Raw genomic sequence first — 21,109 nt, 5'->3', positions numbered from 1 at the left:
TCAGAGTTTGAGCCGCACGCCCAGGCGCAGCAACAGCCGCAGCAGCACGAGCACGACGGCCAGGAACAACACGCCGCGAGTCAGTCCCGCCGTGCCGACACCCAGCGAGTCGGGCCATTGCCAGCCGGCCAGCGCCAGCAGCGCACCGATGACGTAGGGCAGCAGGTAGGCCAGCAGCGGGTGGCGGGCGGCGTCGCCGAGCAGCGCCATCGCGGCGCGGCCGGGGGCGGCCTCGGCCAGCGGGCGCAGCAGCAGGTAGAGCAGCAGCGTGGCGCCGGCACACACCAGGCCCCAGCTGGGGGTGGCGAGGATCTTGGACAGCGGGAAGTGGGGCCGCAGGCTGAAGCCCACGGCCAGCAGCACGAACGCCAGCAGCAGCGCGGCGCGGGTGGCGCGGTCGGGCGCGAGTATGTGCTGCGGGTCGTGCAGCAGCACGGCGGTGGCCAGGCCGGCCAGCACCAGCGCCGTGTGCGTGGCGTGCGCGCCGCCGCCGAGCAGCGGCGCCGCCCAGGCGTGCCAGGCCACGCAGCCGGCCAGGCCCGCCAGCGCCAGCGGCAGCCGCGCGTCGCGCCCGGCCAGCACGAACAGCAGCGCCGCCAGCCCGTAGGCCCAGCCGATCAGGCCCAGGATGCCCCACCAGTGCACGGCCATGCCGCCGGGGTAGTAGCCGTTGCACGCGCCCAGCAGCGCGAGGCCCGCCAGCCGCCACGGCCAGGGCAGCGGCGGCCCGCCGCGCACGCTGCCCCACATCAGAAAGATGGCGGCAAAGGCAGCCAGCAGCCAGCCGGCCGCGTTGAAGCCGGCCGGCGCCATCTCGGCATTCACCATGAACAGCCCCGCCACGACGAGGGCGGCCGTGCGCTCGGCCACGTGCTGCAGCGCGCCGCGGCGGCCGGCGGCGTCCAGCCGGGCCTGCAGCGCCATGGGCAGCGACAGGCCGACGATGAACAGGAAGGCCGGGAACACCATGTCCACGAAGCTCATCGCGTCGGCGTCGGCCGGCATGTGCTTCATCCACGCGGGCAGGCCGGCCACGCCAGCCCATTCGTTGACGAGGATCATCACGGCCACGGTGAGGCCGCGCAGCAGGTCGATGCCACCGAGGCGGGGCGATGCAGGGGCGCTTGCAGTCATGGGGCGCGATTACAAGGCAAAAAAGGGCGACCCCGGGGAGGGCCGCCCAACGTGCGGCGGAAGCAGCCGCCACAGCGAGGAACGTTGTCGATCCCGTGTCGCGGGCCGCGCGCCGTGCCCGAGGCGGGCGGTGCTGGCCGCAACGCGGTGTGCCAGACCGGTCAGGCTCGCCAGCGCCCGGCACGGCGAGACGGAGCGACGGGTCAGTAGCTGTACCGCAGCACGGCCTGGTAGCGCTTGCCGGTGCGGTAGATGCCGCGGGTCAGCAACTCGGTCTTGGCAATGCCCGCCACGTCCGCGTAGTTGCGGTACTCGCTGTCCAGCAGGTTCATCGCGTCCAGGCCGAGGCTGAGCTGGTCGGTCAGCTTCACGTTGGCGCTGGCGGCCAGGTCCTTGCTGCCGTCGGTGACCAGGAAGTTGCCGCGGTCGGCCTGCGTGTAGTACTTGGAGCGGTAGGTGTACGTCACGCGGGCGCTGAAGCGGTCGCTCTCGTAGAACGGGCTCAGGCTGACCTGGTGCTTGGAGTTGAACGGCAGGTGCGAGCCGGCCTGGCTGGTGGAGGCGTCCGAGAACGTGTAGGTCGTCAGCGCGCCGAAGCCCCAGCCGACGTTGGCCTGCAGGGCCAGGCTCGCCCCCTTGATGGTGGCGCTGCCGGCGTTGTTCGGGCGCGAGACGGCGTAGGTGGTGTTCTGGCGTTCGAACTGGTTGAAGTGCGTTTCCGGCTTGGTCGTGACGAGCACGTAGTCGGTGACCTTCTTGTTGAAGATGGTGCCGGCCAGGATGGCGTTCCTGGCGAAGTACCACTCGGCCGAGAAGTCGAGGTTGGTGGACTTGTAGGGCTTGAGGTCGGGGTTGCCGCCGCCGCCGGTCTTGGTCTGGTCGCCGATCCACAGGTAGCTGGACATGTCGCCATAGTTCGGGCGTGACATGACCTTGGCGGCCGAGGCGCGCAGGATCAGGTTGCCGTTCAGCTCATAGGCGACGTTCAGGTTGGGCAGGATGTTCTTGTAGTTCTTCGTGACGTTGGTCGCGACGTACTTGTCGGCCGGGCAGGCCTGCCCCGTGGAGACCGTGCAGGCCCAGCCGCCGCTGTTGGACGTGGTGTCCACCACGCGCACGCCGAAGTTGCCGCGCAGCGCGTCGAGGGCGTAGTCGGCCTGCACGTAGGCGGCGTCCACCACTTCCTTCACCGACCAGGTGTTGGCCACGAAGGACGGGTCGTTGAACGTGGCGGGCTGCGGCATGGTCTGCCACGGGGCCAGCCACTTGCCGCTGGTGATGTAGCCGGCCAGCGCCTCACCGTCGATGGTGTAGCGGTTGCTCAGGTCGCCGACGTTGCCGAAGCCGCTGAGGTAGTTGCCCGGCAGCGGCTGCGGCGAGAACTTGCTGGCCTTGGCATCGCCATAGCCGGTCACGGAGGCCAGCGACACGCCGCCCATCGTCTGCGTGGTGTTGTGCTCGCGGTGCTTGATGCCGAAGCGCAGCTGGTAGATGGGGCCGTCGAACTTCAGGCCGCCGTCCACCTGCATGAACTCTTCCTTGTCCACCGTCGGCTTGAAGACGATGTTGCCGCCCCAGCCGGGGTTCCAGGTTGCCTTCTTGGTGGGATCCGAGCCCCAGCCGCCGTCGATCTGGAAGGCGTTCGGGTCCTTCAGCGGGTTCACGCCGGTGATGCTCAACCGGGGCGTGCCGCTGCTGATGTCGTAGCTGTAGTCGGACCAGTTCAGGAACTCGCCGTAGACCTGCAGCTTGGTGCCGCCGGTCGCCTTGGAGGCGCCGGCGTGGAAGGACGCGAACCAGCGGTCGTCCTTGTAGTTGCCCTTGAGGTCGTAGGCCGTCGTGTCCACCGTCGCCTTGCGGTCGATCAGGTCGTACACCATCAGCGCGTTCTTGAACGTGCCCTTGGTGATGACGCCGCCGTCCACCGCCAGGTCGGTCATCTTCATGAGGCCGTTCCAGGCATTGCCCTGGAAGGCGAACATCGAGTGGCTGCGGTTGTCGTAGCCGGCCTTCACGTCCAGCGCATTGAACTCGAAGTCCAGCTTGTCGTTGGCGCGTGCCTGCAGCGACAGCGACAGCGTGTCGCGCTTGCGGGTCTGCTCGAAGTAGTGCGCGCTGATGGAGTTGGGGCCCACGGCGGTCGGGTTGGCCAGCAGCGTGGTGGCGCAGCTGCCCACGCACGAGGCCGGCTTCTTCGGCTGGCTGCCGTCCGGGTTGGCGGGGACGGACCAGTCGGTCGGCAGGTTGTTGATGGAGCCGCCGCCGCCGCTGCCGTTGATGTAGTCGCTGCCCTTGACGGTGCCGTACGACTCCACGCCGTCGCGGCGGATGCCTTCCTCCGAACGCTGCGCCGAGAAGATGACGCCGAAGGTCTTGGCGGCGTTGCGCCAGCCGACCAGGCCGGCCACCGTGGGCTTGCCCTTGCCGATGCGGTCGTTGTAGAGGTAGCCCACCGAGCCCGCCAGCGTGAGCGCCTTCTGGTCCAGCGGCTTGCGGGTGGAGATGTTCACCGTGCCGCCGATGGAGCCTTCGTCCAGCCAGGCCTCGGGCGACTTGTAGACCTCCACCTTGTTGATCAGCTGCGGCGCCAGCAGCGAGTAGTTGAAGGTGCGGCCGGGCTGGTCGGCGATGAACCAGTCGGCCGACGCGATCGTCTGGCCGTTGATCAGCGTGCGGTTGAGCGCCGGGTCGGTGCCCAGGATGGACACCTTCTCGCCCTGGCCGAAGGCCTTGTCGATGGTGACGCCGGGGATGGTGGTCAGCGCCTCGGCAACGTTGGTGGCCGGCAGCTTGCCCACGTCTTCGGCGGTGATGACGTCGACGATGGCGTCCGCATTGCGCTTGGTCTGCAGGGACTTCTCCATGCTGGCGCGGATGCCGGTGACGACGACGGCCTCCAGGGACTCCGTCTTCTTCTTGGGGGCCTCCTGCGCCAGCGCGGGGAGTGCGGTCAGCAGCATGGCGGCGGCTGCGATGGCCGTCGGGCGGGGGCTTGAATGCTTCCTCATGGTTCTCTTTCTCCGGGGTTACAGGGCGAGCAGGGGCAGGGTCAGCACCCGAGCGGGTGCAGCAGGGGCACGCCCAGCAGATCGCTGGCGTGCCTGTAGAAATCGGCGCGGCGCGCGTTCTTGCGCCGGGCATCGGGGCTGCCGGGCTTGTCGCACTCCAGCGGGCCGTTGATGGCGCGCGTCGTCGCGCCGAAGCCGGCGCCACTGCGGATGGCCGCGTGCGGGGGCTGGGATGACTCGCCGGGCTGCGTCATCCAGTACCAGAGCGCCGTGCGCCAGGCCACCGTGGAGTCGCGCGCGACGCGGTCGGGGTCGCGCCACAGGTCGATGCCCATGAAGTCCCCGGCGGCCTTGTACTGGTAGTTCCAGCTCAGCTGGATGGGGCCGCGGCCGTAGTACTGCTGGCCCGGCGCGCAGCCCAGGCGCGCGTCGTCGCGGCAGTACTTGTCCCAGTTCTCGCGCTTGTACTCGCGCTGCGCGCGCAGCTGGTCGGACTCGTGCGAGATCTGCCCCAGGAAGGCCGCCATCTCCTGGCGCCGCTGCACGTCGTCGCCCCAGTCGGCGAAGCCCGGCGTCTGGCGCACGGCCTCGACGAAACCCTCGTAGCTGTAGAACGCGATGCGCTCCGGGAACAGCGCGTCGAACTGCGCGCGGCTGGGCACGAAGGGGGACGCGGCCGTGGCGGTCAGCGGCAGCAGCAGGAGCGACAGTCGGGCGAGTACAGCAATCATGTGACGGGACTTCAGCGGTGGCCGCGACTGTCTGCCGGGGTGCCTATGCGCTGCTTCAACGGCTTGTTAAGACCGTCTTAACGCGCCCGCGGCTAGAGTTCCGGCCATGCGCATCTGCCTCCTCGAAGACGATCTGGAACTGGGCCGCTCGTTGCAGGCCCTGCTGCAGAACGCCGACCACGAGGTCATGTGGCTGCGCCGCATCGCCGATGCACGGCTGTGGATCGCCGAGGGCGGGTTCGACGCCGTCGTCATGGACCTGGGCCTGCCCGACGGCGACGGCATGGAGCTGCTGCGCACGCTGCGCCGCAACCACCGCAAGCTGCCGCTGCTGGTCATCACCGCGCGCGACGCCATCGAGGACCGGCTGGACGGCCTGGACGGCGGCGCCGACGACTACCTCGTCAAGCCCTTCGCCGGCTCCGAGCTGCTGGCGCGGCTGCGCGCCGTGGCCCGCCGCAGCCAGGTCGACGGCGAACCGCAGCAGGCCGAGTGGCAGCTTCGCGACCTCATCCTCGACGAGCCCCGCATGGAGGTGCGCCGCGGCACCGAGCGCGTGCCGCTGTCGCGCACCGAGTTCTGTCTGCTGCTGACGCTGATCAAGCTGCCCGACCGCGTCGTCACACGGCGCCAGCTGGAAAGCCGCTCGCCCAGCCAGATGGACGGCCGCAGCCTGGACGTGCACATCTCCAACCTGCGCCGCAAGATCGGCGAGGGCTACATCCGCACCGTGCGCGGCGTGGGCTACCTCGTCGAGCGGGGCGGATGAGCCCCTCGTCCAAGGCGTACCTTGGCCGGTCCCCCGAGGGGACGGCGATGCTTGCGACATCGAGTCGCAAGCACATCGCCCTCGCGGGCCGGCTTGGGGCGGCCCGGCGCTCGGCCCGTAATGCACCAGCGTTTCCGCAATGACGGTAAACGCCAACGCCGCGCCGCGCTCGCTGTTCCGCCGCAGCCTGGGCGCCGTGTTCGCGGTGCTGTTCCTGTGCTGGCTGTTCCTCGTCGCGCGCGAGCTCATCGACATCCGCGTGCTGCAGGTGAAGAACGGCCAGGCCGAGAACATGCTGTGGGCCGAGCTGGCGCTGGAGCGCGCACGCGACACGCATGCCGACGCCGCCGCGCTGGCCCAGGCGCTGCAGGCGCTGGAGGGCATGCGCGAGCGCGAGTGGCGGCTCAAGGGCCACCGCACGCCGTTCCGGCTGCTGCAGGTGCTGCGGCGCGACGTCGTGCTGGCCGAGCTCAGGCCCGACCTCAGCGGCCGCGACCGCGTGCTGCCGCAGGAGAGCGTGCCGGGGCAGGACGAGCGCTGGCTCTACACCGAGGTCAGCGACGCGCCGCGCGAGCTGGTCGTGCGGCGCTGGCAGGAGCGCCCCGGCGACTGGCACTTCAGCCTCGCCGGCCTGAGCTACTACGCGCGGCCGCTGCTGTACGGCCTGCCGCTGCTGGCGTTGCCGCTGTGGCTGCTGTTCCGCCTGGGCTTCGCGCCGCTGCAGCGCATCGGCGCGCAGATCTCGGCGCGCTCGGCGCAAGACCTCACGCCGCTGCCCGCCACGCGCTACGTGGAGCTGGCGCCGCTGGTCAACGCCGTCAACTCGCTGATGGCGCGGCTGCAGCAGCGGCTGGACCGCGAGCATGAGTTCCTGGCCGACGCGGCCCACGAGCTGAAGACGCCGCTGGCCGTCATCCAGCTCAGCGCCGAGGGGCTGGACCAGGCCGACCCGCGCGCCCGCGACGAAGCCCGGGAGCGGCTGCGCCTGGGCGTGCAGCGCGCCACGCACACGGTGCACCAGCTGCTGGCGCTGGCGCGCTCGGGCGCCGACGCGCTGGACCTCAGCAAGGCCCGGCACGACCTCGTGGACCTGGTGCGCGAACGCATCGCGCTGGCCGGCGGCCTGGCCGTGCGGCGCGGCGTGGAGCTGGCGCTGGAGGCGCCCGAGGAGATCACGATGTGGCTGAACCGCGAGTCACTGTGCAGCCTCATCGACAACCTCGTCGACAACGCCATCAAGTACTCCCCGGCCGGCGGCCATGTCACCGTCACGCTCGCGGAGGACGGCGAGCGGGTCCAGCTGACCTGCAGCGACGAAGGCCCCGGCATCCCGCCCGAGCTGCGCGAGCGCGTGTTCGAACGCTTCGTGCGCCTGGCCGCAGACCAGCAATGCCACGGCAGCGGCCTGGGGCTGACCATCGTCGAGCGCGCCGCCGCGCAGCATGGCGCCGGCGTCGAGCTGCTGGACGGCCCGGGCGGGCGGGGGCTGACGGTGAGCGTCAGCTTTCCAGCGGCGCGGGGCTGAGGCTGCCGTCAGTCGGCGGCTGCGGGCTCGCTCTCCGTGTGCCGCTCAGGCTCCGTCGTGCGCAGGATCTCGTTCAGCACCGACGTCGCGTAATTGCCGGCGGGCAGCGAGAACGTGAGCACCAGTTGATCGGCCTGCGGCCAGGCCCAGGACAGGTCCGCCGGGCTCGCCACCAGCGCGCGGCGCTCCTGGTCCAGCCCGGCGTGCTCCATGCCGTCGCACAAGGTGGCGTGGCGCTCGGCCACGCCCATCTCCAGCGCCTGCGCCGCATCACTGGTGCTCACGCGGCCGCGGCCCCACAGCGGCCCGGTGGGCCGGCCGGCCTCGTCCATCACGTCGCCGGGCAGCGTCTGGCCCCACAGCCCCTGCTGGATGCGCAGCGCCAGCACCTCGTTGAAGACGAAGGAGCGCACCGCCGACAGGTAGAGGCCCTTCTTCTTCGGGTTGCGCACGCGGATCTCGCGCGCCAGCATGGCGCGGCCCAGCTCGACGTTGCCGCCGTCCAAGCCGAAGCGCTGGGCGCCGAAGTAGTTGGGCACGCCCTGTGACGCCACGGCCCGCAGGTTGGCCTCGATGGCGTCGCGGTCGCCCGTCACATCACGCAGCACGACGCGAAAGGCGTTGCCCTGCAGATCGCCGGGGCGCAGCTTCTTCACGTGGCGGCTCTGGCTCAGCACCTTGAATTCCGAGTGCTGCAGCTGGGTCAGGTCGGGCGTCTCGCCCTTGGGTAGATAGATGCTGAACCACTGCCGCGTGACGGCGTAGCGGTCCTTCAGGCCGGCATAGCCGACGTCGAAGTCCTGCACGCCGGCGGCCGCGGCCAGCTGCTGCGCGACGAAGGCGGTGTTGGCACCGTTCTTCTCGACATCCAGCCAGACGTGTTCGCCCGCCCCCGAGGGCAGCTGCAGCGGCAGCTCGGTCACGATGAAATCCTCGTTGAGGCTTTTCAGCGTGGCGGTGGCGCCGCTGGCCGGATAAGCGTTGGGCCAGAGTGGCAGGGTTGTGTAGTGGGTGTCGGTCATGAGGGGGCGGTACCAGCCGTGCCGAGGGAGAGGATCTCCGGCCGGTCGGCGGGGTAGCGGGGCAGCCTGGGATTCTCCCCCGGGTGCGGGCCGGAGAGGGCGTCCACGGAGGCGACGGTCCGCGCCGCCGAGTGCCGCTGCCGGGCCTTGGGGGCAGGTCTGACCGTCCATCGCAGCCGAGCCCTGCAGCCATCGGCTGCGCAGGGGGGACCGACGCGCGTCATGGCGGGTGAGGGTCTCGCGAGCTAGTGGCGGCGGACTGCTTTCGGCCAGAAGCGGTCAACTGCGAATGGCTGCTCCTGGGCTCGCGGCTGGGGCGCAAGAAGCGATACCGGCCGTAGATCGTCGTGCGCCTCCGGCGTGTTGCGATACGCATCTGCGATTTGAGCGAGTAGCCTTTGGAGCATGAAATTGGCACTGCACAACATAGGCACCACAGGTGCGACCCTTCGGTCTACAACGCGCTAGATCTCCCGAAATGCTGAATCGTTTGCTCGTGCTCATCGCATTGCTGCCGTTGGCATATCTGGGCTGGTGTACTACCCATATTCCAGGTGGGCCAGACGTCGATGCCGCAAACGCAGTTGGCCGCTACATCGCAGACGGGTATGGACGGTTCGACGACCGGCGGGTGGTCGGGCGTACGGGCAAGGGCAAGATCTACTACTCCTCACCCGGTTCGGACCGGCATCCGACCATCGTCCTGTACGAAATCACGACCCCCGAAGACATTGGCACTATCGAGACGCTCGCGCGTCAAGCACTGGTTGAGTTCCCCTACGTCCGAGGCGTGTCGCTGCACTTCTACAAAGAGCAGAACCTTTCTTTCTCTGCCGGGGGCGCGGCTGCTCGTGGAAGGGAAACTCCGTTCAAGAAGGTCAGCGTCAAGCGCGAGAGCAACGCGTAGTCATGTAAGGTGGGGCGCGACCCGCTTTGCAGATTCCTTTGCATCGAGCCGCTGAACGACGGCTTTCAGGCTGCGAATTCGATCGATCGGAGGACCGCTCCGAGTCGGTAGCGCCCGCTGCCAAGGCACATCGTGAGTCGCCATGACCGGCGTCGAGCCACGGGCCCGCATCGGATGAGTGAACTTCCACCCAGGGCTCAGCCGTCTGTCGTCGTCTCCGGTCCGGACTGCAGCAATCGGCGCTCGCCGATGGACCCGGCACCGCGCGGCGGGCCGGACCGGCGGCCTACTCGCCGCCGCGCAGCCCCTGAACTCTCCCCAGCACCCGCCCCGCCCGCGCGCCCGGCGCGCCGCCGTCCAGCGCCAGTGCCCCGTTGACCCACACGGCCGCGATGCCCGTCGCAGGCTCGCTGGGCTGGCCGTAGTCGGCGCGGTCGGCCAGTGTGTCGGCGTCGAACAGCACGAGGTCGGCCGCGGCGCCCGCGCGCAGCAGGCCGCGGTCGCGCAGGCCGAAGCGCTGTGCGGTCAGCCCGGTCATCTTGTGCACGGCCGTCTCCAGCGTCAGCAGCCCGCGCTCGCGGCCGTAGTGGGCCCACACGCGCGGGAAGGCGCCCCACAGCCGCGGGTGCGGGAAGCGGTCGTGCGGCAGGCCGTCGGAGCCGATCATGGCCAGCGGGTGCGTGAGGATGCGGTCCACGTCGGCATCGCACATCTGGAAGTAGCAGGCGCCGCCGGGCTGCAGCCGCGCCACGGCCGCGGGTTCGCTGCAACCCCAGTCGCGGGCGATGTCGGCCAGCCAGCGGCCGGCCAGTTCGGGGTGGGCCTCGCTCCAGGTCAGGCGGATGGGCGTCGCGCCGTCGGCCAGGTCCTCGCGCAGCACGGTGGAACCAGCGAGATACGGGTAGACGTCCAGCCCCAGCGCCTGGCGCTGGCTGAGCCGCTCGATCAGCGCCAGCGTCTGCAGGCTGCGGCCCCACTGCGCGCGGCCGGCGCATTTGTGGTGCGAGATCACCAGCGGCAGGCCGGCCGCGTGGGCGCAGTCGGCGGCCTCGGCGATGGCGCCGAGCACGCCGGCCATCTCGTCGCGCAGGTGCACGGCGTAGACGCCGCCGTGGCGCGCGGCGACGCGGGCCAGGGCCAGCAGTTCTTCGCTGTCCGCTGCGGCGGCGGGGGCGTAGAACGTGCCGGAGGACAGCCCGGCCGCGCCTTCGCGCATCGCATCGTCCAGCAGCGCGCACATGGCGCCGCGCTCGGCGGGCGTGGCGGGGCGCGACAGGTCGGCCAGGCAGCGCAGCCGCAGCGCCGTGTGGCCCACCAGGCCCACGGCGTTGACGGCGGGCCGGGCGGCGTCCACGGCGGCGCGCCAGGCGGCGAACGATGCGTGGCGGAAGTGTTCGCGCGCCAACAGGTTCAGCGGCGGCGGCGGGTCGGCCGTCACCAGCGGCGCCAGCGACAGGCCGCAGTTGCCGGTGACGACGGTCGTCACGCCCTGCGTGAGCTTGGGCGTCATCGCGGGCGTGGTCAGCAGCGCGGCGTCGTCGTGGCTGTGGGCGTCGATGAAGCCGGGCGCCAGCACCAGGCCGCGGCAGTCGCGGCGCGGAACGGCGGCGTCGACGTCCAGGCGCGGGCCCAGCGCGGCGATGCGCTCGCCGGCCATCAGCAGGTCGCCCGTCCAGCCCGGCGCGCCGCTGCCGTCGACGATCAGCGCGCCCTGCAGCAGCATCACGCGAAGTGCGTCGTGATCGCGTCGACGACGCGGTCGTCCTCGTCCACGACGGCCAGCCACGCCCATTTGTCGAAGGTGGTGCAGGGGTGCGACGGGCCCAGCGCCACACGCTCGCCCACGGCCGGGCCATCGCATTCGAGCGGGTCCCAGCGCAGGTAGGCATGCTGGTCGTTCAGCCCGGTGACCTGCCAGCCGGCGTGCGCCGCCGTGCGCCGGCCGTGCTCCACGCGCCACACGGGCAGCGGCCAGCCCTGGTCGAACGACACATCGCGCCGCCCGGCGTTCAGCAGCGCCAGGCCGGGCTCGGGGGTGGACAGCACCTGCGTCCACACTTCCAGCGCGGGCTGAAGGCTGGCGCCGCCCAGGCGCTGGTCGATGACGCCGACGTAGCGGCCGTAGTGCGCATGGTCGTGGCACACGTAGCAGCCCGAGCGCAGCAGGCCCAGTCTCGGTGTGGGGCCGGGCCGCCCCTGCAGCACCGGGGCGACGAGGTCGAACAGCGCCGAGCCGCCGCCGCTGAGCCACAGCGGCTGCACGGCGATGAGGCCCTCGGCCTCGATGTCGGCCAGCAGCGCCTCGACGCGCGCCTGCCACTGCTGCATCAGCGCCGTGTCGGGGCCGGTCTCGCCCAGCACCTGCAGGCCCTCGTAGAAGCCGATGCCGCGCAGCCGCAGCGCCGGGTGGTGCTTCAACGCGCGCGCCAGCGCCAGTGCCGGCGCGTGCTCGCGAACGCCGCAGCGCGTGGTGCCCAGCTCGATCAGCACGTCCAGCTTCGCCTCGCCCGCGCCCAGCTCGCGCCAGTGCGCGGCGATCAGGTCCAGCTGCGCCGGCGAGTCGACGAAGAACGCCAGCTCCAGCCCGGCATGCGCGCGGCGCAGCGCCAGCAGCTCGGCCAGGTCGGCGCGGCTGACGAGCTGGTTCGCGATCAGCGCGCGACGCGCGCCAGCAGCCAGGCCCAGGCGCAGCTGGTGCACGTTGGCAAACGTCAGGCCCCAGGCGCCGGCGTCCAGCTGGCGGCGGAACAGCTGCGGGCTCATCGTCGTCTTGCCGTGCGGCGCGAGCTGCACGCCGCGCTCGGTCGCAAAGCGCTGCATCCAGTCGATGTTGTGCGCCAGCGCGGCCTGGCGCACCACGGCCAGCGGCGTGGGCAGGTCTTCTAGCCGCCAGCCGCGCTGCGCCACGTCGGCCAGCGGCAGCGGCGCCTGGGTGGCGGGAAAGCCCTTGAGCCAGGGGCCCAGTGTGTCGGCGGGGTTCATCGCAGCATCATCGCGCCGCTGTCTGAAGGTCGTCTAAAGGCGCCGCTTGCGCGCGCCGCTGCGGCGCACCAGACTGCCGCGCCATGACCTCTCCACTGACCTTCCTCGGCGCCGAGCCCACCGCCAGCGACCGCCAGCCCCGCCCCTTGTCCCCGGCCGTGCGCGCGGGCGATTTCGTCTACGTGTCCGGCCAGGTGCCGGTGGATGCGCAGGGCCACATCGTCGACGGCGGCATCGAGGCGCAGACGCGCCAGGTGTTCGCCAACCTGGAGGCCGCGCTCGCGCTGGCCGGCGCCACGCTGGCCGATGTCTGCAAGGCCACCGTGTGGCTGGAAGACGCCCGCGACTTCGGCGCCTTCAACCGGGTCTACATGGGCTACTTCCCCGGCGGCAAGCCGGCGCGCTCCACCGTGGAGTCGCGGCTGATGATCCCAGCCAGGGTGGAGATCGATGTGGTGGCTTGCCGGCCGGCGGGTTAGGGCGCTGCGCTGCTTGAACCTGTCGGGGAGACGGCCGGGATCGAGCAAGGCCGAGCCGTCCTCAAATCGGCCGCGTCAACAAGCCGATGCCGGCATCACTGGCCGAACCTGGGGCCGATGATCCTGAACGCGGCCATCGCGTCGGCGATGGGCGCCACGGCTTGCCAGTCCTGCGGTGGTGCGCCGAACGTGCTGACGACCACCATGTCCAGCTCCTTGCCCCACATCAGCGAGTAGAGGACGCGGAACTGGCCTTTCGCAGACGGCGGCTGTGCGGGCTCCAGCACTTCGAGGCATTGGCGATGGAAGTCGCCGATCTCGCTGGCGGGACAGGTACGCACCACCTGCGACGTCGAGCGTTTGCCCGCGATGAACGTCTGCACGAACTGCTCCCGCGATTTGCCCGTGCCCTGAGCGACGCCCGCCAACAGCTGGATGCGCAACCCGGTCTTGTAGGGGCCCTTCGCGGGGTCCTCCTTGGAGAATGTCCACAACCAGCCGCTGGGCGTGCCCTGGCTCGAGAAGAACCAGTCTTTCGGCCGGGCAATCTGCCCGTCGGTCTCAACCAGCGGCTGCAGCACGAAGCCGTCGGGCACGGCGATGTCGTCGGTGGCGGCCCGTGCGAGTGGCGGCACCGTCAGCAGGAGCGCAGCGGCGAGGCCCAGCGTGCGGGTGCTCAACGCTTGTCCCCGTTGAACTTCATCGCCGCCTTGATCAGCGCCTGGAACGCCGCCGCATCGACCTTGTCTTGCGGCCCGAAGTCGATGGCGCGGCGCACCTTGCCTTCGAGGCTGGCGTTGAACAGCCCCTTCGGATCGGCCAGCGCCGCGCCGTGCGGGAAGGTCAGCTTCACCTTGGCCTTGTAGGTCTCGCCGGTGCACAGGATGCCGCCGCATTCCCAGACGGGCCCGTCCCACTTCCACGTCTCGATGACACCGTCATCGGCGGCGAGGATGAGCTGGCGCAGCTGCGTCAACGTGTCGGCGCGCCAGTCGCCGAGGGCGGCGATCTTGGCGTCGATGAGCTGGGCGGGGGATTCGGTCATGGCGGCTCCTGCGTGCGTGGCGGCATTCTGGCCGCTCCCCTCTTGAGACAACCTTCAGATGGGCTTGAGGTCGCGCCTAGCCGAGGCGGCCCATGATCGCTGCATGCCCGCCGCGCCGTCGATCACTGCCGCTTTGCTGCCCCAGCCGCAAGCCCTGACCCTGCTGCCCGGTGCCGGCCCGGCCGTGCGCGGCCTGCGTGATGTGCCGCCCGCCTGGCGCGCGCTGCTGCCGGCCGATGACGGCCCCGGCGCCGCGCGGCTGGCGCTGCCCGCGCTGGCGCCGCGGAGGCCGCAGCTGGGCGATGACGAGTCGTTCCGGCTGCGCGTGACGGCCGATGTCGTGCGCGTGCAGGCCGCCACGCCCGCCGGCGTGAGCCACGCGCTGCATGCGCTGTCGCAGCTGTGGCATGAGGCCCGCACGGCCGGCCTGGCCGCGCTGCCGGCGCTGCAGATCGACGACGCGCCCCGCCACCCCTGGCGCGGCCTGCTGGTGGACGTGGCGCGCCGGCCGCTGCCGTTCGATGCGCTGCTGGGCCTGCTGGACGGCATGGCCGCCGCGCGGCTGAACGTGCTGCACTGGCACCTGACGGACGACCAGGCCTGGCGGCTGGCGTCCGCCCGCCACCCGCAGCTGCACGAGCGCGCGAGCGGCGGGTTCTTCTACACGCTGGACCAGGCGCGCCGCCTCGTCGACGAGGCCGCCGCGCGCGGCATCCGCGTCGTGCCCGAGCTGGACCTGCCCGGCCATTGCTGGGCGCTGGGCCTGGCCTGCCCCGAGCTGCTGTGCGCACCGGCGCCCACCGCGCCGCAGCCCGGCTTCGGCGTGTTTGGCGCGGCGGTCAACCCCGACAGCGACGCGCTCTATGCCTTCCTCGACAGCCTGCTGGGCGAGTGGGCCGAGGTCTTCCCCGACCCCTTCGTCCACCTCGGCGGCGACGAACTCGCCCCCGCCGCCTGGGCCCGCCTGGCCGAGCAGTGCGGCACCACGCTCGCAGAGCTGCAGTCGGCCTACCTGGCCCGCGTGGGCGACGTGCTGCAGCGCCACGGCCGGCGGCTGGTGGCGTGGGACGAGATGGGCCAGTCCACCGCGCTGCCGGTCGGCAGCCTGCTGCAGTGCTGGCGTGGCGACGAGGCCTTGCGCCTGGCGCCGCCGGGGCTGGCCGGGCGGCTGCGCAGCGCCGGCTTCTACCTGGACCAGATCCACCCCGCCGCCTACCACTGGCGCCGCCCGATGCGCGTGCCGGCCCGGCCTGCCGCGCCGTCTTCGCAAGCCGAGGGCTGGTCGCTGCGGGCGACGCTCGGCGCCTGGCAGGTCGACGGCCGACTGTGGCTGGACGGCGCCGATGCACGGCTGCACCTGCGCAGCACCGGCACGCTGGACGAATGGCTGGCGCCACGCGTGGTGCCCGGCGCGGGCCCGTGGCGGCTGCAGGTCGACAGCGACCTCGGCGAGCTGGAGCTGTGGGGCCCCGACGAGACCGGCCGCGGCTGGCTGCGCGTGAACGCGGGGCGCCAGCGCTGCCACTGGCAGCCGCTGCGCGATGACGCGCCCGACTGGCCCGCCGACGCCGGCGGCAGGGCCACGCCGCTGCTGGGCGGCGAGGCCGCGCTGTGGGGCGAGCTGGTGGAGGCGCCGCAGCTGCCGCTGCGGTTGTGGCCGCGCGCACTGGCCGTGGCCGAGCGGCTGTGGAGCGACCCCGACGACGAGCGGGCGCTGACCGTGCGGCTGCAGGCGGCGCAGCACTGGCTGGTGGCCACCGGCCGCATCCCGACCGACCCCACCGCGCCGCTGTTCGACGCGCTGTGCCCCGACCCCGTCGCCCGCGCCAGCCTGCGCGCGCTGGCGCAGTGGCTGGAGCCCGGCGCCGGCTACGCGCGCCAGCACGCCAAGAAGCTCGCGCAGGCCTACCACCAGGGCGAGGCGCTGGACCGCCTGGCCGACGCGCTGCCGGCCGAGAGCCCGCTGATGGCGGCGTTGCAGGACGACGCAGCCGCATGGCTGATCGCGCTGGCCGTGGCGCAGGAACAGCTGCCCGCCTGGCGCGCGTTGTTGGCAGCGCCCCGCCTCGCGCCCGCGCTGCCGCTGCTGGACACGCTTACCGACCTGTTCGACCTGGGCCAGGCGCTGTGGGCCGGGCGCGTGCCGCCCGACGCGCAGCAGCGCCTGCACGAAGGCGCCGCGCTGGTCGACGAGATGCTGCCCGCACTCGTGCAGCCGCTGCAGCGCCGGCTGGACGCGCTGTCATGAACGACCGCCCCTCGTCCTGCCGCGCCCCGCTGAACGCGGGCGCGCCCGGCCGATCCCCCGAGGGGATGGCGATGCGTGCCGGATCGACCGGCTCGCACATCGCCAGCCGGGCCGGCTTGGGAGCGGCCCGGCGCTCGGCCCGAGTGCTGCGCTGGCATGCCGTCGCGCTGCTGCTGGCCGGCAGCGCGCATGCCGCCGACCTGGAGCTGCTGCACGGCTGGACGGCCGGCAGCGAGGCCGCCATGGTGGGCGAGCTGAAAGCCGCCGCGCAACGTGGCGGCGTGGACCTGAAGACGACTGCCGTGGCCGGTGCGTCCAACGCCAACACGCTGCTGAAGGCGCGCTTCCTGTCGGGCCACCCGCCGACCCTCGCGCAGACCGACAAGCCGCTGCGCGTGTGGGCCGAAGCCGTGCCGCTGGCCGACCTGGGCGCCGACGTCAACGCGCAATTCGCCGCGCTGCCGCACGCGGTGGCCAGCGAGCTGCGCGACGCGCGCCAGAAGCCCGCCGCCGTGCCGCTGAACGTGCACCGCCTCAACACGCTGTGGAGCAACCAGCGCCTGCTGCGCGCCCACGGCCTGGCCGTGCCGCAGGACTGGGACGCCTTCCACCGCGCCGCCGCGCAGCTGCGCGCGCACGGCCTGCTGCCGCTGGCCATCGGCAGCTCGGCGGGGCAGAAGCTCAGCCTGTTCGTGGCCGTGGTGCTGGGCCGCGCCGGGCGTGACTTCTTCGAGCGCGCCCTCGTGCAGGCCGACCCGGCGCTGCTGGCGGGCGAGCGCATGCGAGCGCTGCTCGCCGAGTTCCGGTCGCTGAAGGCCTACACCGACGCCGGCCAGGTCAGCCGCGACTGGGCCGGCGCCACCGCGCTGCTGCTGCAGGGCCGCGCCGTGTTCCAGTTCACCGGCGACTGGGCCAACGGCGAGTTCCAGAAGGCCGGCTGGACGCCCGGCGTGGACTACGACTGCACGGCCGCGCCCGGCAACGGCGGCCTGCATTACTTCGAGTTCGACCGGCTGGTGTTCTTCGCGCAGCCGGCGCGGCTGGGCGCGCAGCAGCGCCTGGCCGGGTTGCTGCTGCAGCCCGAGACGTCGACGCGGCTGGCGCGCCTGAAAGGTGGCATCCCGGTGCGGCGCGACGCCGACCTGTCGGACTTCAACACCTGCGCGCAGCGCTCGGCGGCGGACTTCCGCGCCGGCGAGGCGCGCGGCGAGCTGGTACTGGCGCTAAGCGCGCGCCAGGGCGAGAGCGCCTACGGCAGCCTGCGCGACGTGCTGTCGGCCTACTGGGCCAGCGAGCGCATGACGGCCCAGCAGGCGCAGACGCGCCTGGCCCAGGCCCTGAGACAGCGAGACTGACCGTGAGCGAAAGACGCACCGCGCTGGCGTGCCTCGTTCCCCTGCTGCTCGTCGGCGCCGTGTTCTTCTACGGCTTCCTGCTGTGGACGGGCTGGCTGTCGCTGACGCGCTCCAACCTGCTGCCCAGCACCGAGTTCGTCGGCCTCAAGCAGTACGAGCGCCTGCTGCTGGACCCGCGCTGGCAGGCGGCGCTGTGGAACCTGCTGCGCTTCGGCGCCGGCTTCGTCGTGCTGCCGCTGCTGCTGGGCCTGGCACTCGCGCTGCTGCTGGACCAGAAGCTGCGCGGCGAGGGCCTGCTGCGCTGGGTGTGGCTGCACCCGATGGCGCTGTCCATGGTCGTGACCGGCAGCGCTTGGCGCTGGCTGATGGACCCGGAGCAAGGCCTCGCCGAGGCCGTGCGCGGCTGGGGCTGGACGAGCTTCCGCTGGGACTGGCTGGCGCAGGAGGACATGGCCGTCTATGCGCTGGTGGTGGCGGCCGTGTGGCAGATCACCGGCTTCGTCATGGCGCTGTTCCTGGCCGGGCTGCGCGGCATCGACGAGTCCATGCTGCAGGCCGCGCGGCTGGACGGCGCGTCGGGCTGGCGGCTGCTCAGGCGCGTCATCCTGCCGCAGCTGGGGCCCAGCCTCGCGTCGGCGCTGCTGGTGCTGCTGCCGGCGGCCATCAAGACCTTCGACCTCGTCGTCGTGCTGACCGAGGGCGGCCCGGGGCAGTCCAGCGAGCTGCCGGCGTTCTACATGTTCCAGATGGCGTTCGAGCGCAGCCGGCTGGGCCTGGGCGCGGCCAGCGCGATGGTGCTGGTGATGATGGTGCTCAGCATTGCGCTGCCTTACGCGGTGGTGCGCTCGCGCCGCAAGGTGGCGGCATGAAGCGGCTGTTCCTGTACCTGCTGGCCGGCCTGGCTGCGCTGGTCATCGCGCTGCCGCTGCTGCTGATGCTGATGAACAGCTTCAAGGGCGTGGCCGAGGCGCAGCAGGGCTTTCTGTCGCTGCCCCGCGAGCCGGGCCTGGCCGCCTGGCGGCTGGCGTGGGACAAGCTGTCGGGCAGCTTCGGCATCAGCCTGATGCTGGCCGTGCCGGCGGTGGGGCTGTCGGCGCTGCTGGCGGCGCTGAACGGCTTCGTGCTGTGCAAGTTCCGCTTCCGTGGCGAGCGCTGGGTGGGCCTGCTGCTGGTGCTGGCCTTCTTCCTGCCCATCAAGGTCTACCTGCTGCCGCTGGCCATCACGATGGCGCGGCTCGGGCTGGAGCGCTCGCTCGCGCTGCTGATCGCCATCCACGTCATCTACAGCCTGCCGCTGGCGCTGTTCTTCCGCAACCACTTCCTGGCCTTCCCCGACGAGCTGCTGCAGGCCGCGCGGCTTGACGGCGCCGGGTTCTGGCGGCTGCTGTGGCGTGTCGTGCTGCCGCTGTCGCGGCCCATCTTCGTCGTCGTGCTGATCCTGCAGTTCACGACGATCTGGAACGAGTATTTGTTCGGCCTCGTCTTCGGGCCCGAGGACGCGCGGCCCATCACGGCGGCGCTGGCGCAGCTGAGTGCGCAGACCGAGACCGGCGCGCGCGCCTACCCGCTGGAGATGGCCGCGGCGCTGCTGGCGGCGGCGCCGACGTTGATCGTCTATCTGCTCGCAGGACGGCATTTCACACGGGGCCTGGTCGCGGGTGCCGTGAAGGGTTAGCAATGACAGAAGAAGAGAGCGGCCTGCGCATCAGCGGGCTCACGCGGCGCGTCGGGCAGCAGACCATCCTGGACGACATCACGCTGCAGCTGGACGCGGGCGAGATGCTCATCCTCGTGGGGCCGTCGGGCTGCGGCAAGTCGTCGCTGCTGAACGCCATCGCCGGGTTGCAGCCGCACTGCAGCGGCGAGATCGCGCTGGACGGCCGGCGCATCGAGGCCTTGAGCCCGCGTGAGCGCGACATCGCGATGGTGTTCCAGAACTACGCGCTGTACCCGCACATGAGCGTGGCCGAGAACATCGGCTTCGGCCTGGAGATGCAGGGCTGGCCGCGCGCGAAGCGCGAGGCCCGCGTGCAGGAGGTGGCGCGCATGCTGCAGCTGCAGGCGCTGCTGGCGCGCCGGCCCGCGCAGCTGTCGGGTGGCCAGCGCCAGCGCGTGGCCATGGGTCGGGCGCTGGCGCGCCAGCCGCGGCTGTTCCTGTTCGACGAGCCGCTGTCCAACCTCGACGCGCAGCTGCGCGCCGAGATGCGCAGCGAGATCAAGCTGCTGCACCAGCGCGTCGGCCGCAGCGCCGTCTACGTGACGCACGACCAGACCGAGGCGATGACGCTGGGCCAGCGCATCGCCGTGCTGAAGGCCGGCCGGCTGCAGCAGCTGGGCACGCCGCAGCAGGTCTACCAGCGGCCGGCCAACCTGTTCGTCGCGCAGTTCCTGGCCAGCCCGCCGATGAACCTGCTGCCCGCACGGCTGGAGCCCGAGGGCGAGTTCACGCTGACGCTGCAGGGCGCCGGCGCGATGAGCTGGCGGCCCGCGGCACTGCCGCTGCCGCGCGAACGCCTGCTGGGCCGGCCGCTGCTGCTGGGCTGGCGTGCCGAGTCGGTGCGCGTGGAAGAGGGCGGTGCCGCGCTGGCACTGCAGGCGCCGGTGCTGCTGGTGGAGCCCACCGGCGTCGACAGCCTCGTGCAGCTGCAGCTCGGCGAGCACCGGCTGCACTGGCGCTGCGCGGGCTGGCCGGCGTTGCAGGCGGGCGAGGTGGTGACGCTGCGGCTGCCGGAGGCGGCGTTGCTGGTGTTCGACGCGGAAACCGGCGAGCGCTTGTAGCCGGCGTCCCGCTCCCTGCGGCGTGTCTTGCGGTGGGCTCGGGCCAGCGGCTCGATGCGCGGGTCGAGCGGGGGCATGGCTCCGTCTAGACTTCCGGCCCCTGCCCATCCCTGACGACCGACCCGTGCGCGCCCCGCTGTTGCCTCTGCTGTTTGTTGCTGCCGTGGCCCAGGCGCAGCCTCCCGCGCTGACGCTGGAGCAGCTGCCCCGCCCCACGATGCCGCCCGGCGAGCGTGGCCCCGTCGTGCCGGCGCAGGTGGAGCGCTGGCGCCAGGAGGCCAAGGCGCTGGAGTATGGCGACGGGGTGCCGCGCAACGAGGTGGCCGCCGCCAAGCTTTATTGCCGCGCCGCGCGCTACGGCGACGCCGAGGCGCAGTACAGCCTGGGCTGGATGCTGACGAACGCGCGCGGCATCCAGCGCAACGATGCCGAGGCGGCCCACATGTTTGCCGCCGCGGCCGAGCAGGGCATGGAGCAGGCGCAGAACATGCTGGACCGCATGGGCGGCACGCCGCTGGGCGACCCGCCGCCCTGCCTGCGCCCGCCCGAGACCGACCCCGCGCCCGTGCTGCCGCCGCCCGTGGCGCAGCGCGGCGCCAAGCCGGTGTCGCTGTGGGCTACGCTGCCGCTGCCCGCGCAGGCGCCGCCGGCCATCGTCAACTACGTGAAGCTGGTGGCGCCGGAGTACCAGCTGTCGCCCGCGCTGGTGCTGGCCGTCATGGCGCAGGAGTCGGGGTTCGACCCGCTGGCCGAGTCGCCCAAGAAGGCGCAAGGCCTGATGCAGCTGATGCCCGACACGGCGGCGCGCTTCAACGTCATCCGGCTGCGCGACCCGTCGCAGAACATCCGTGGCGGCATGGCCTATCTGCGCTGGCTGTTGGCCTACTTCGAGGGCGACGTGATGCTGGCGCTGGCCGGCTACAACGCCGGCGAGCGTGCGGTGGACCGCTACCTCGGCGTGCCGCCCTACGCCGAGACGCGGCTGTATGTGCGCAAGATCATGGCGGCCGTGGGCGGCCAGCGGCTGCACCCGTTCGACGCCAAGGTCACCGGGGCATCGCCCATGCTGCAGCGCGTGAAGGCGCAGATGCAGGTCATCCAGGCGCGTTGACTTTCGGCACGGTGC

General features: G+C 71.9%; 18 protein-coding genes. 10 read left to right on the top strand and 8 right to left on the bottom strand.

Annotation, left to right across the window (positions count from 1 at the left end; genetic code table 11):
• From ACG04Q_RS02030 to ACG04Q_RS02020, 3 genes are all read right to left on the bottom strand, one after another.
• Window positions 1-1,134, bottom strand: a complete 1,134-nt coding sequence (locus ACG04Q_RS02030) for a DUF5009 domain-containing protein (protein WP_394509142.1) — start codon at window positions 1,132-1,134, stop codon at window positions 1-3.
• A gap of 203 nt (window positions 1,135-1,337) precedes the next feature.
• Entirely contained in the window at window positions 1,338-4,142 is a 2,805-nt protein-coding gene (locus tag ACG04Q_RS02025; RefSeq protein ID WP_394509141.1) for a TonB-dependent receptor, read from the bottom strand.
• Between the two features lie 41 nt (window positions 4,143-4,183).
• The gene (locus ACG04Q_RS02020) at window positions 4,184-4,873 is read right to left on the bottom strand and encodes a chitinase (protein ID WP_394509140.1); all 690 of its coding nucleotides are present in this window, start codon (window positions 4,871-4,873) and stop codon (window positions 4,184-4,186) included.
• Window positions 4,874-4,979: 106 nt separating this feature from the next.
• On the opposite strand from ACG04Q_RS02020, the gene ACG04Q_RS02015 reads away from it, so the two are divergent.
• Window positions 4,980-5,642 carry a response regulator transcription factor gene (locus ACG04Q_RS02015; RefSeq protein ID WP_394509139.1) on the top strand — a complete coding sequence of 221 codons (663 nt, stop codon included), beginning with the start codon at window positions 4,980-4,982 and terminating at the stop codon, window positions 5,640-5,642.
• 139 nt (window positions 5,643-5,781) lie between these two features.
• Window positions 5,782-7,167, top strand: coding sequence for a sensor histidine kinase (locus tag ACG04Q_RS02010; protein ID WP_394509138.1), 1,386 nt, complete (start codon window positions 5,782-5,784; stop codon window positions 7,165-7,167).
• Window positions 7,168-7,175: 8 nt separating this feature from the next.
• Here ACG04Q_RS02010 and truD read toward each other — a convergent pair whose 3' ends face one another.
• A complete protein-coding gene (gene truD, locus ACG04Q_RS02005) occupies window positions 7,176-8,189 on the bottom strand; it encodes a tRNA pseudouridine(13) synthase TruD (protein ID WP_394509137.1) in 1,014 nt (337 codons plus the stop codon).
• Window positions 8,190-8,667: 478 nt separating this feature from the next.
• Between truD and ACG04Q_RS02000 the strand changes: the two genes are divergently transcribed.
• Window positions 8,668-9,096: a hypothetical protein gene (locus ACG04Q_RS02000; RefSeq protein WP_394509136.1), complete on the top strand. Its 429-nt coding sequence runs from the start codon at window positions 8,668-8,670 to the stop codon at window positions 9,094-9,096.
• Window positions 9,097-9,382: 286 nt separating this feature from the next.
• Here ACG04Q_RS02000 and ACG04Q_RS01995 read toward each other — a convergent pair whose 3' ends face one another.
• Together ACG04Q_RS01995 and ACG04Q_RS01990 are read right to left on the bottom strand one after the other, a co-directional pair.
• Window positions 9,383-10,819: an N-acyl-D-amino-acid deacylase family protein gene (locus tag ACG04Q_RS01995; RefSeq protein ID WP_394509135.1), complete on the bottom strand. Its 1,437-nt coding sequence runs from the start codon at window positions 10,817-10,819 to the stop codon at window positions 9,383-9,385.
• A complete protein-coding gene (locus tag ACG04Q_RS01990) occupies window positions 10,819-12,078 on the bottom strand; it encodes an alanine racemase (RefSeq protein ID WP_394509134.1) in 1,260 nt (419 codons plus the stop codon). Before ACG04Q_RS01990 ends, ACG04Q_RS01995 begins: the two co-directional genes overlap by 1 nt.
• An 83-nt stretch (window positions 12,079-12,161) precedes the next feature.
• On the opposite strand from ACG04Q_RS01990, the gene ACG04Q_RS01985 reads away from it, so the two are divergent.
• Window positions 12,162-12,557 carry a RidA family protein gene (locus ACG04Q_RS01985; RefSeq protein WP_394509133.1) on the top strand — a complete coding sequence of 132 codons (396 nt, stop codon included), beginning with the start codon at window positions 12,162-12,164 and terminating at the stop codon, window positions 12,555-12,557.
• A gap of 95 nt (window positions 12,558-12,652) precedes the next feature.
• Here ACG04Q_RS01985 and ACG04Q_RS01980 read toward each other — a convergent pair whose 3' ends face one another.
• Both ACG04Q_RS01980 and ACG04Q_RS01975 read right to left on the bottom strand, forming a co-directional pair.
• Window positions 12,653-13,237 (bottom strand): hypothetical protein, encoded by a 585-nt coding sequence (locus ACG04Q_RS01980; RefSeq protein ID WP_394509132.1) that lies wholly within the window; start codon window positions 13,235-13,237, stop codon window positions 12,653-12,655.
• Complete coding sequence (locus ACG04Q_RS01975; RefSeq protein WP_394509131.1) at window positions 13,234-13,602, bottom strand: DUF1801 domain-containing protein; 369 nt, start codon at window positions 13,600-13,602, stop codon at window positions 13,234-13,236. The genes ACG04Q_RS01980 and ACG04Q_RS01975 overlap by 4 nt, the downstream gene beginning before the upstream one ends.
• Before the next feature lie 103 nt (window positions 13,603-13,705).
• Between ACG04Q_RS01975 and ACG04Q_RS01970 the strand changes: the two genes are divergently transcribed.
• The 6 genes from ACG04Q_RS01970 to ACG04Q_RS01945 all read left to right on the top strand — a co-directional run bounded on the left by ACG04Q_RS01970 (window position 13,706) and on the right by ACG04Q_RS01945 (window position 21,094).
• Window positions 13,706-15,850, top strand: coding sequence for a family 20 glycosylhydrolase (locus ACG04Q_RS01970; RefSeq protein WP_394509130.1), 2,145 nt, complete (start codon window positions 13,706-13,708; stop codon window positions 15,848-15,850).
• Window positions 15,847-17,205 carry an ABC transporter substrate-binding protein gene (locus tag ACG04Q_RS01965; protein ID WP_394509129.1) on the top strand — a complete coding sequence of 453 codons (1,359 nt, stop codon included), beginning with the start codon at window positions 15,847-15,849 and terminating at the stop codon, window positions 17,203-17,205. The genes ACG04Q_RS01970 and ACG04Q_RS01965 overlap by 4 nt, the downstream gene beginning before the upstream one ends.
• A gap of 2 nt (window positions 17,206-17,207) precedes the next feature.
• Window positions 17,208-18,074, top strand: coding sequence for a carbohydrate ABC transporter permease (locus ACG04Q_RS01960; protein WP_394509128.1), 867 nt, complete (start codon window positions 17,208-17,210; stop codon window positions 18,072-18,074).
• Window positions 18,071-18,880, top strand: a complete 810-nt coding sequence (locus ACG04Q_RS01955) for a carbohydrate ABC transporter permease (RefSeq protein WP_394509127.1) — start codon at window positions 18,071-18,073, stop codon at window positions 18,878-18,880. The genes ACG04Q_RS01960 and ACG04Q_RS01955 overlap by 4 nt, the downstream gene beginning before the upstream one ends.
• 2 nt (window positions 18,881-18,882) lie before the next feature.
• Window positions 18,883-19,983, top strand: a complete 1,101-nt coding sequence (locus ACG04Q_RS01950) for an ABC transporter ATP-binding protein (RefSeq protein ID WP_394509126.1) — start codon at window positions 18,883-18,885, stop codon at window positions 19,981-19,983.
• 124 nt (window positions 19,984-20,107) lie between these two features.
• Window positions 20,108-21,094, top strand: a complete 987-nt coding sequence (locus tag ACG04Q_RS01945; protein ID WP_394509125.1) for a lytic transglycosylase domain-containing protein — start codon at window positions 20,108-20,110, stop codon at window positions 21,092-21,094.
• The last annotated feature ends 15 nt before the right edge of the window (window positions 21,095-21,109 follow it).

The sequence above is a fragment of the Pelomonas lactea genome (assembly GCF_043555885.1).
Lineage (GTDB): Bacteria > Pseudomonadota > Gammaproteobacteria > Burkholderiales > Burkholderiaceae_C > Pelomonas > Pelomonas lactea.
This window is presented reverse-complemented; position numbering and strand designations above follow the sequence as displayed.

What these genes read in the sequence shown, in the direction of transcription:
- ACG04Q_RS01970 (WP_394509130.1), top strand. Translation starts at nt 13,706, where the DNA reads ATGCCCGCCGCGCCGTCGATCACTGCCGCTTTGCTGCCCCAGCCGCAA.
- ACG04Q_RS01950 (WP_394509126.1), top strand. Translation starts at nt 18,883, where the DNA reads ATGACAGAAGAAGAGAGCGGCCTGCGCATCAGCGGGCTCACGCGGCGC.
- ACG04Q_RS02030 (WP_394509142.1), bottom strand. Translation starts at nt 1,134, where the DNA reads ATGACTGCAAGCGCCCCTGCATCGCCCCGCCTCGGTGGCATCGACCTG.
- ACG04Q_RS01955 (WP_394509127.1), top strand. Translation starts at nt 18,071, where the DNA reads ATGAAGCGGCTGTTCCTGTACCTGCTGGCCGGCCTGGCTGCGCTGGTC.
- ACG04Q_RS02000 (WP_394509136.1), top strand. Translation starts at nt 8,668, where the DNA reads ATGCTGAATCGTTTGCTCGTGCTCATCGCATTGCTGCCGTTGGCATAT.
- ACG04Q_RS02025 (WP_394509141.1), bottom strand. Translation starts at nt 4,142, where the DNA reads ATGAGGAAGCATTCAAGCCCCCGCCCGACGGCCATCGCAGCCGCCGCC.
- ACG04Q_RS01975 (WP_394509131.1), bottom strand. Translation starts at nt 13,602, where the DNA reads ATGACCGAATCCCCCGCCCAGCTCATCGACGCCAAGATCGCCGCCCTC.
- ACG04Q_RS01965 (WP_394509129.1), top strand. Translation starts at nt 15,847, where the DNA reads ATGAACGACCGCCCCTCGTCCTGCCGCGCCCCGCTGAACGCGGGCGCG.
- ACG04Q_RS01995 (WP_394509135.1), bottom strand. Translation starts at nt 10,819, where the DNA reads ATGCTGCTGCAGGGCGCGCTGATCGTCGACGGCAGCGGCGCGCCGGGC.
- ACG04Q_RS02020 (WP_394509140.1), bottom strand. Translation starts at nt 4,873, where the DNA reads ATGATTGCTGTACTCGCCCGACTGTCGCTCCTGCTGCTGCCGCTGACC.
- ACG04Q_RS01990 (WP_394509134.1), bottom strand. Translation starts at nt 12,078, where the DNA reads ATGAACCCCGCCGACACACTGGGCCCCTGGCTCAAGGGCTTTCCCGCC.
- ACG04Q_RS02015 (WP_394509139.1), top strand. Translation starts at nt 4,980, where the DNA reads ATGCGCATCTGCCTCCTCGAAGACGATCTGGAACTGGGCCGCTCGTTG.
- truD (WP_394509137.1), bottom strand. Translation starts at nt 8,189, where the DNA reads ATGACCGACACCCACTACACAACCCTGCCACTCTGGCCCAACGCTTAT.
- ACG04Q_RS02010 (WP_394509138.1), top strand. Translation starts at nt 5,782, where the DNA reads ATGACGGTAAACGCCAACGCCGCGCCGCGCTCGCTGTTCCGCCGCAGC.
- ACG04Q_RS01985 (WP_394509133.1), top strand. Translation starts at nt 12,162, where the DNA reads ATGACCTCTCCACTGACCTTCCTCGGCGCCGAGCCCACCGCCAGCGAC.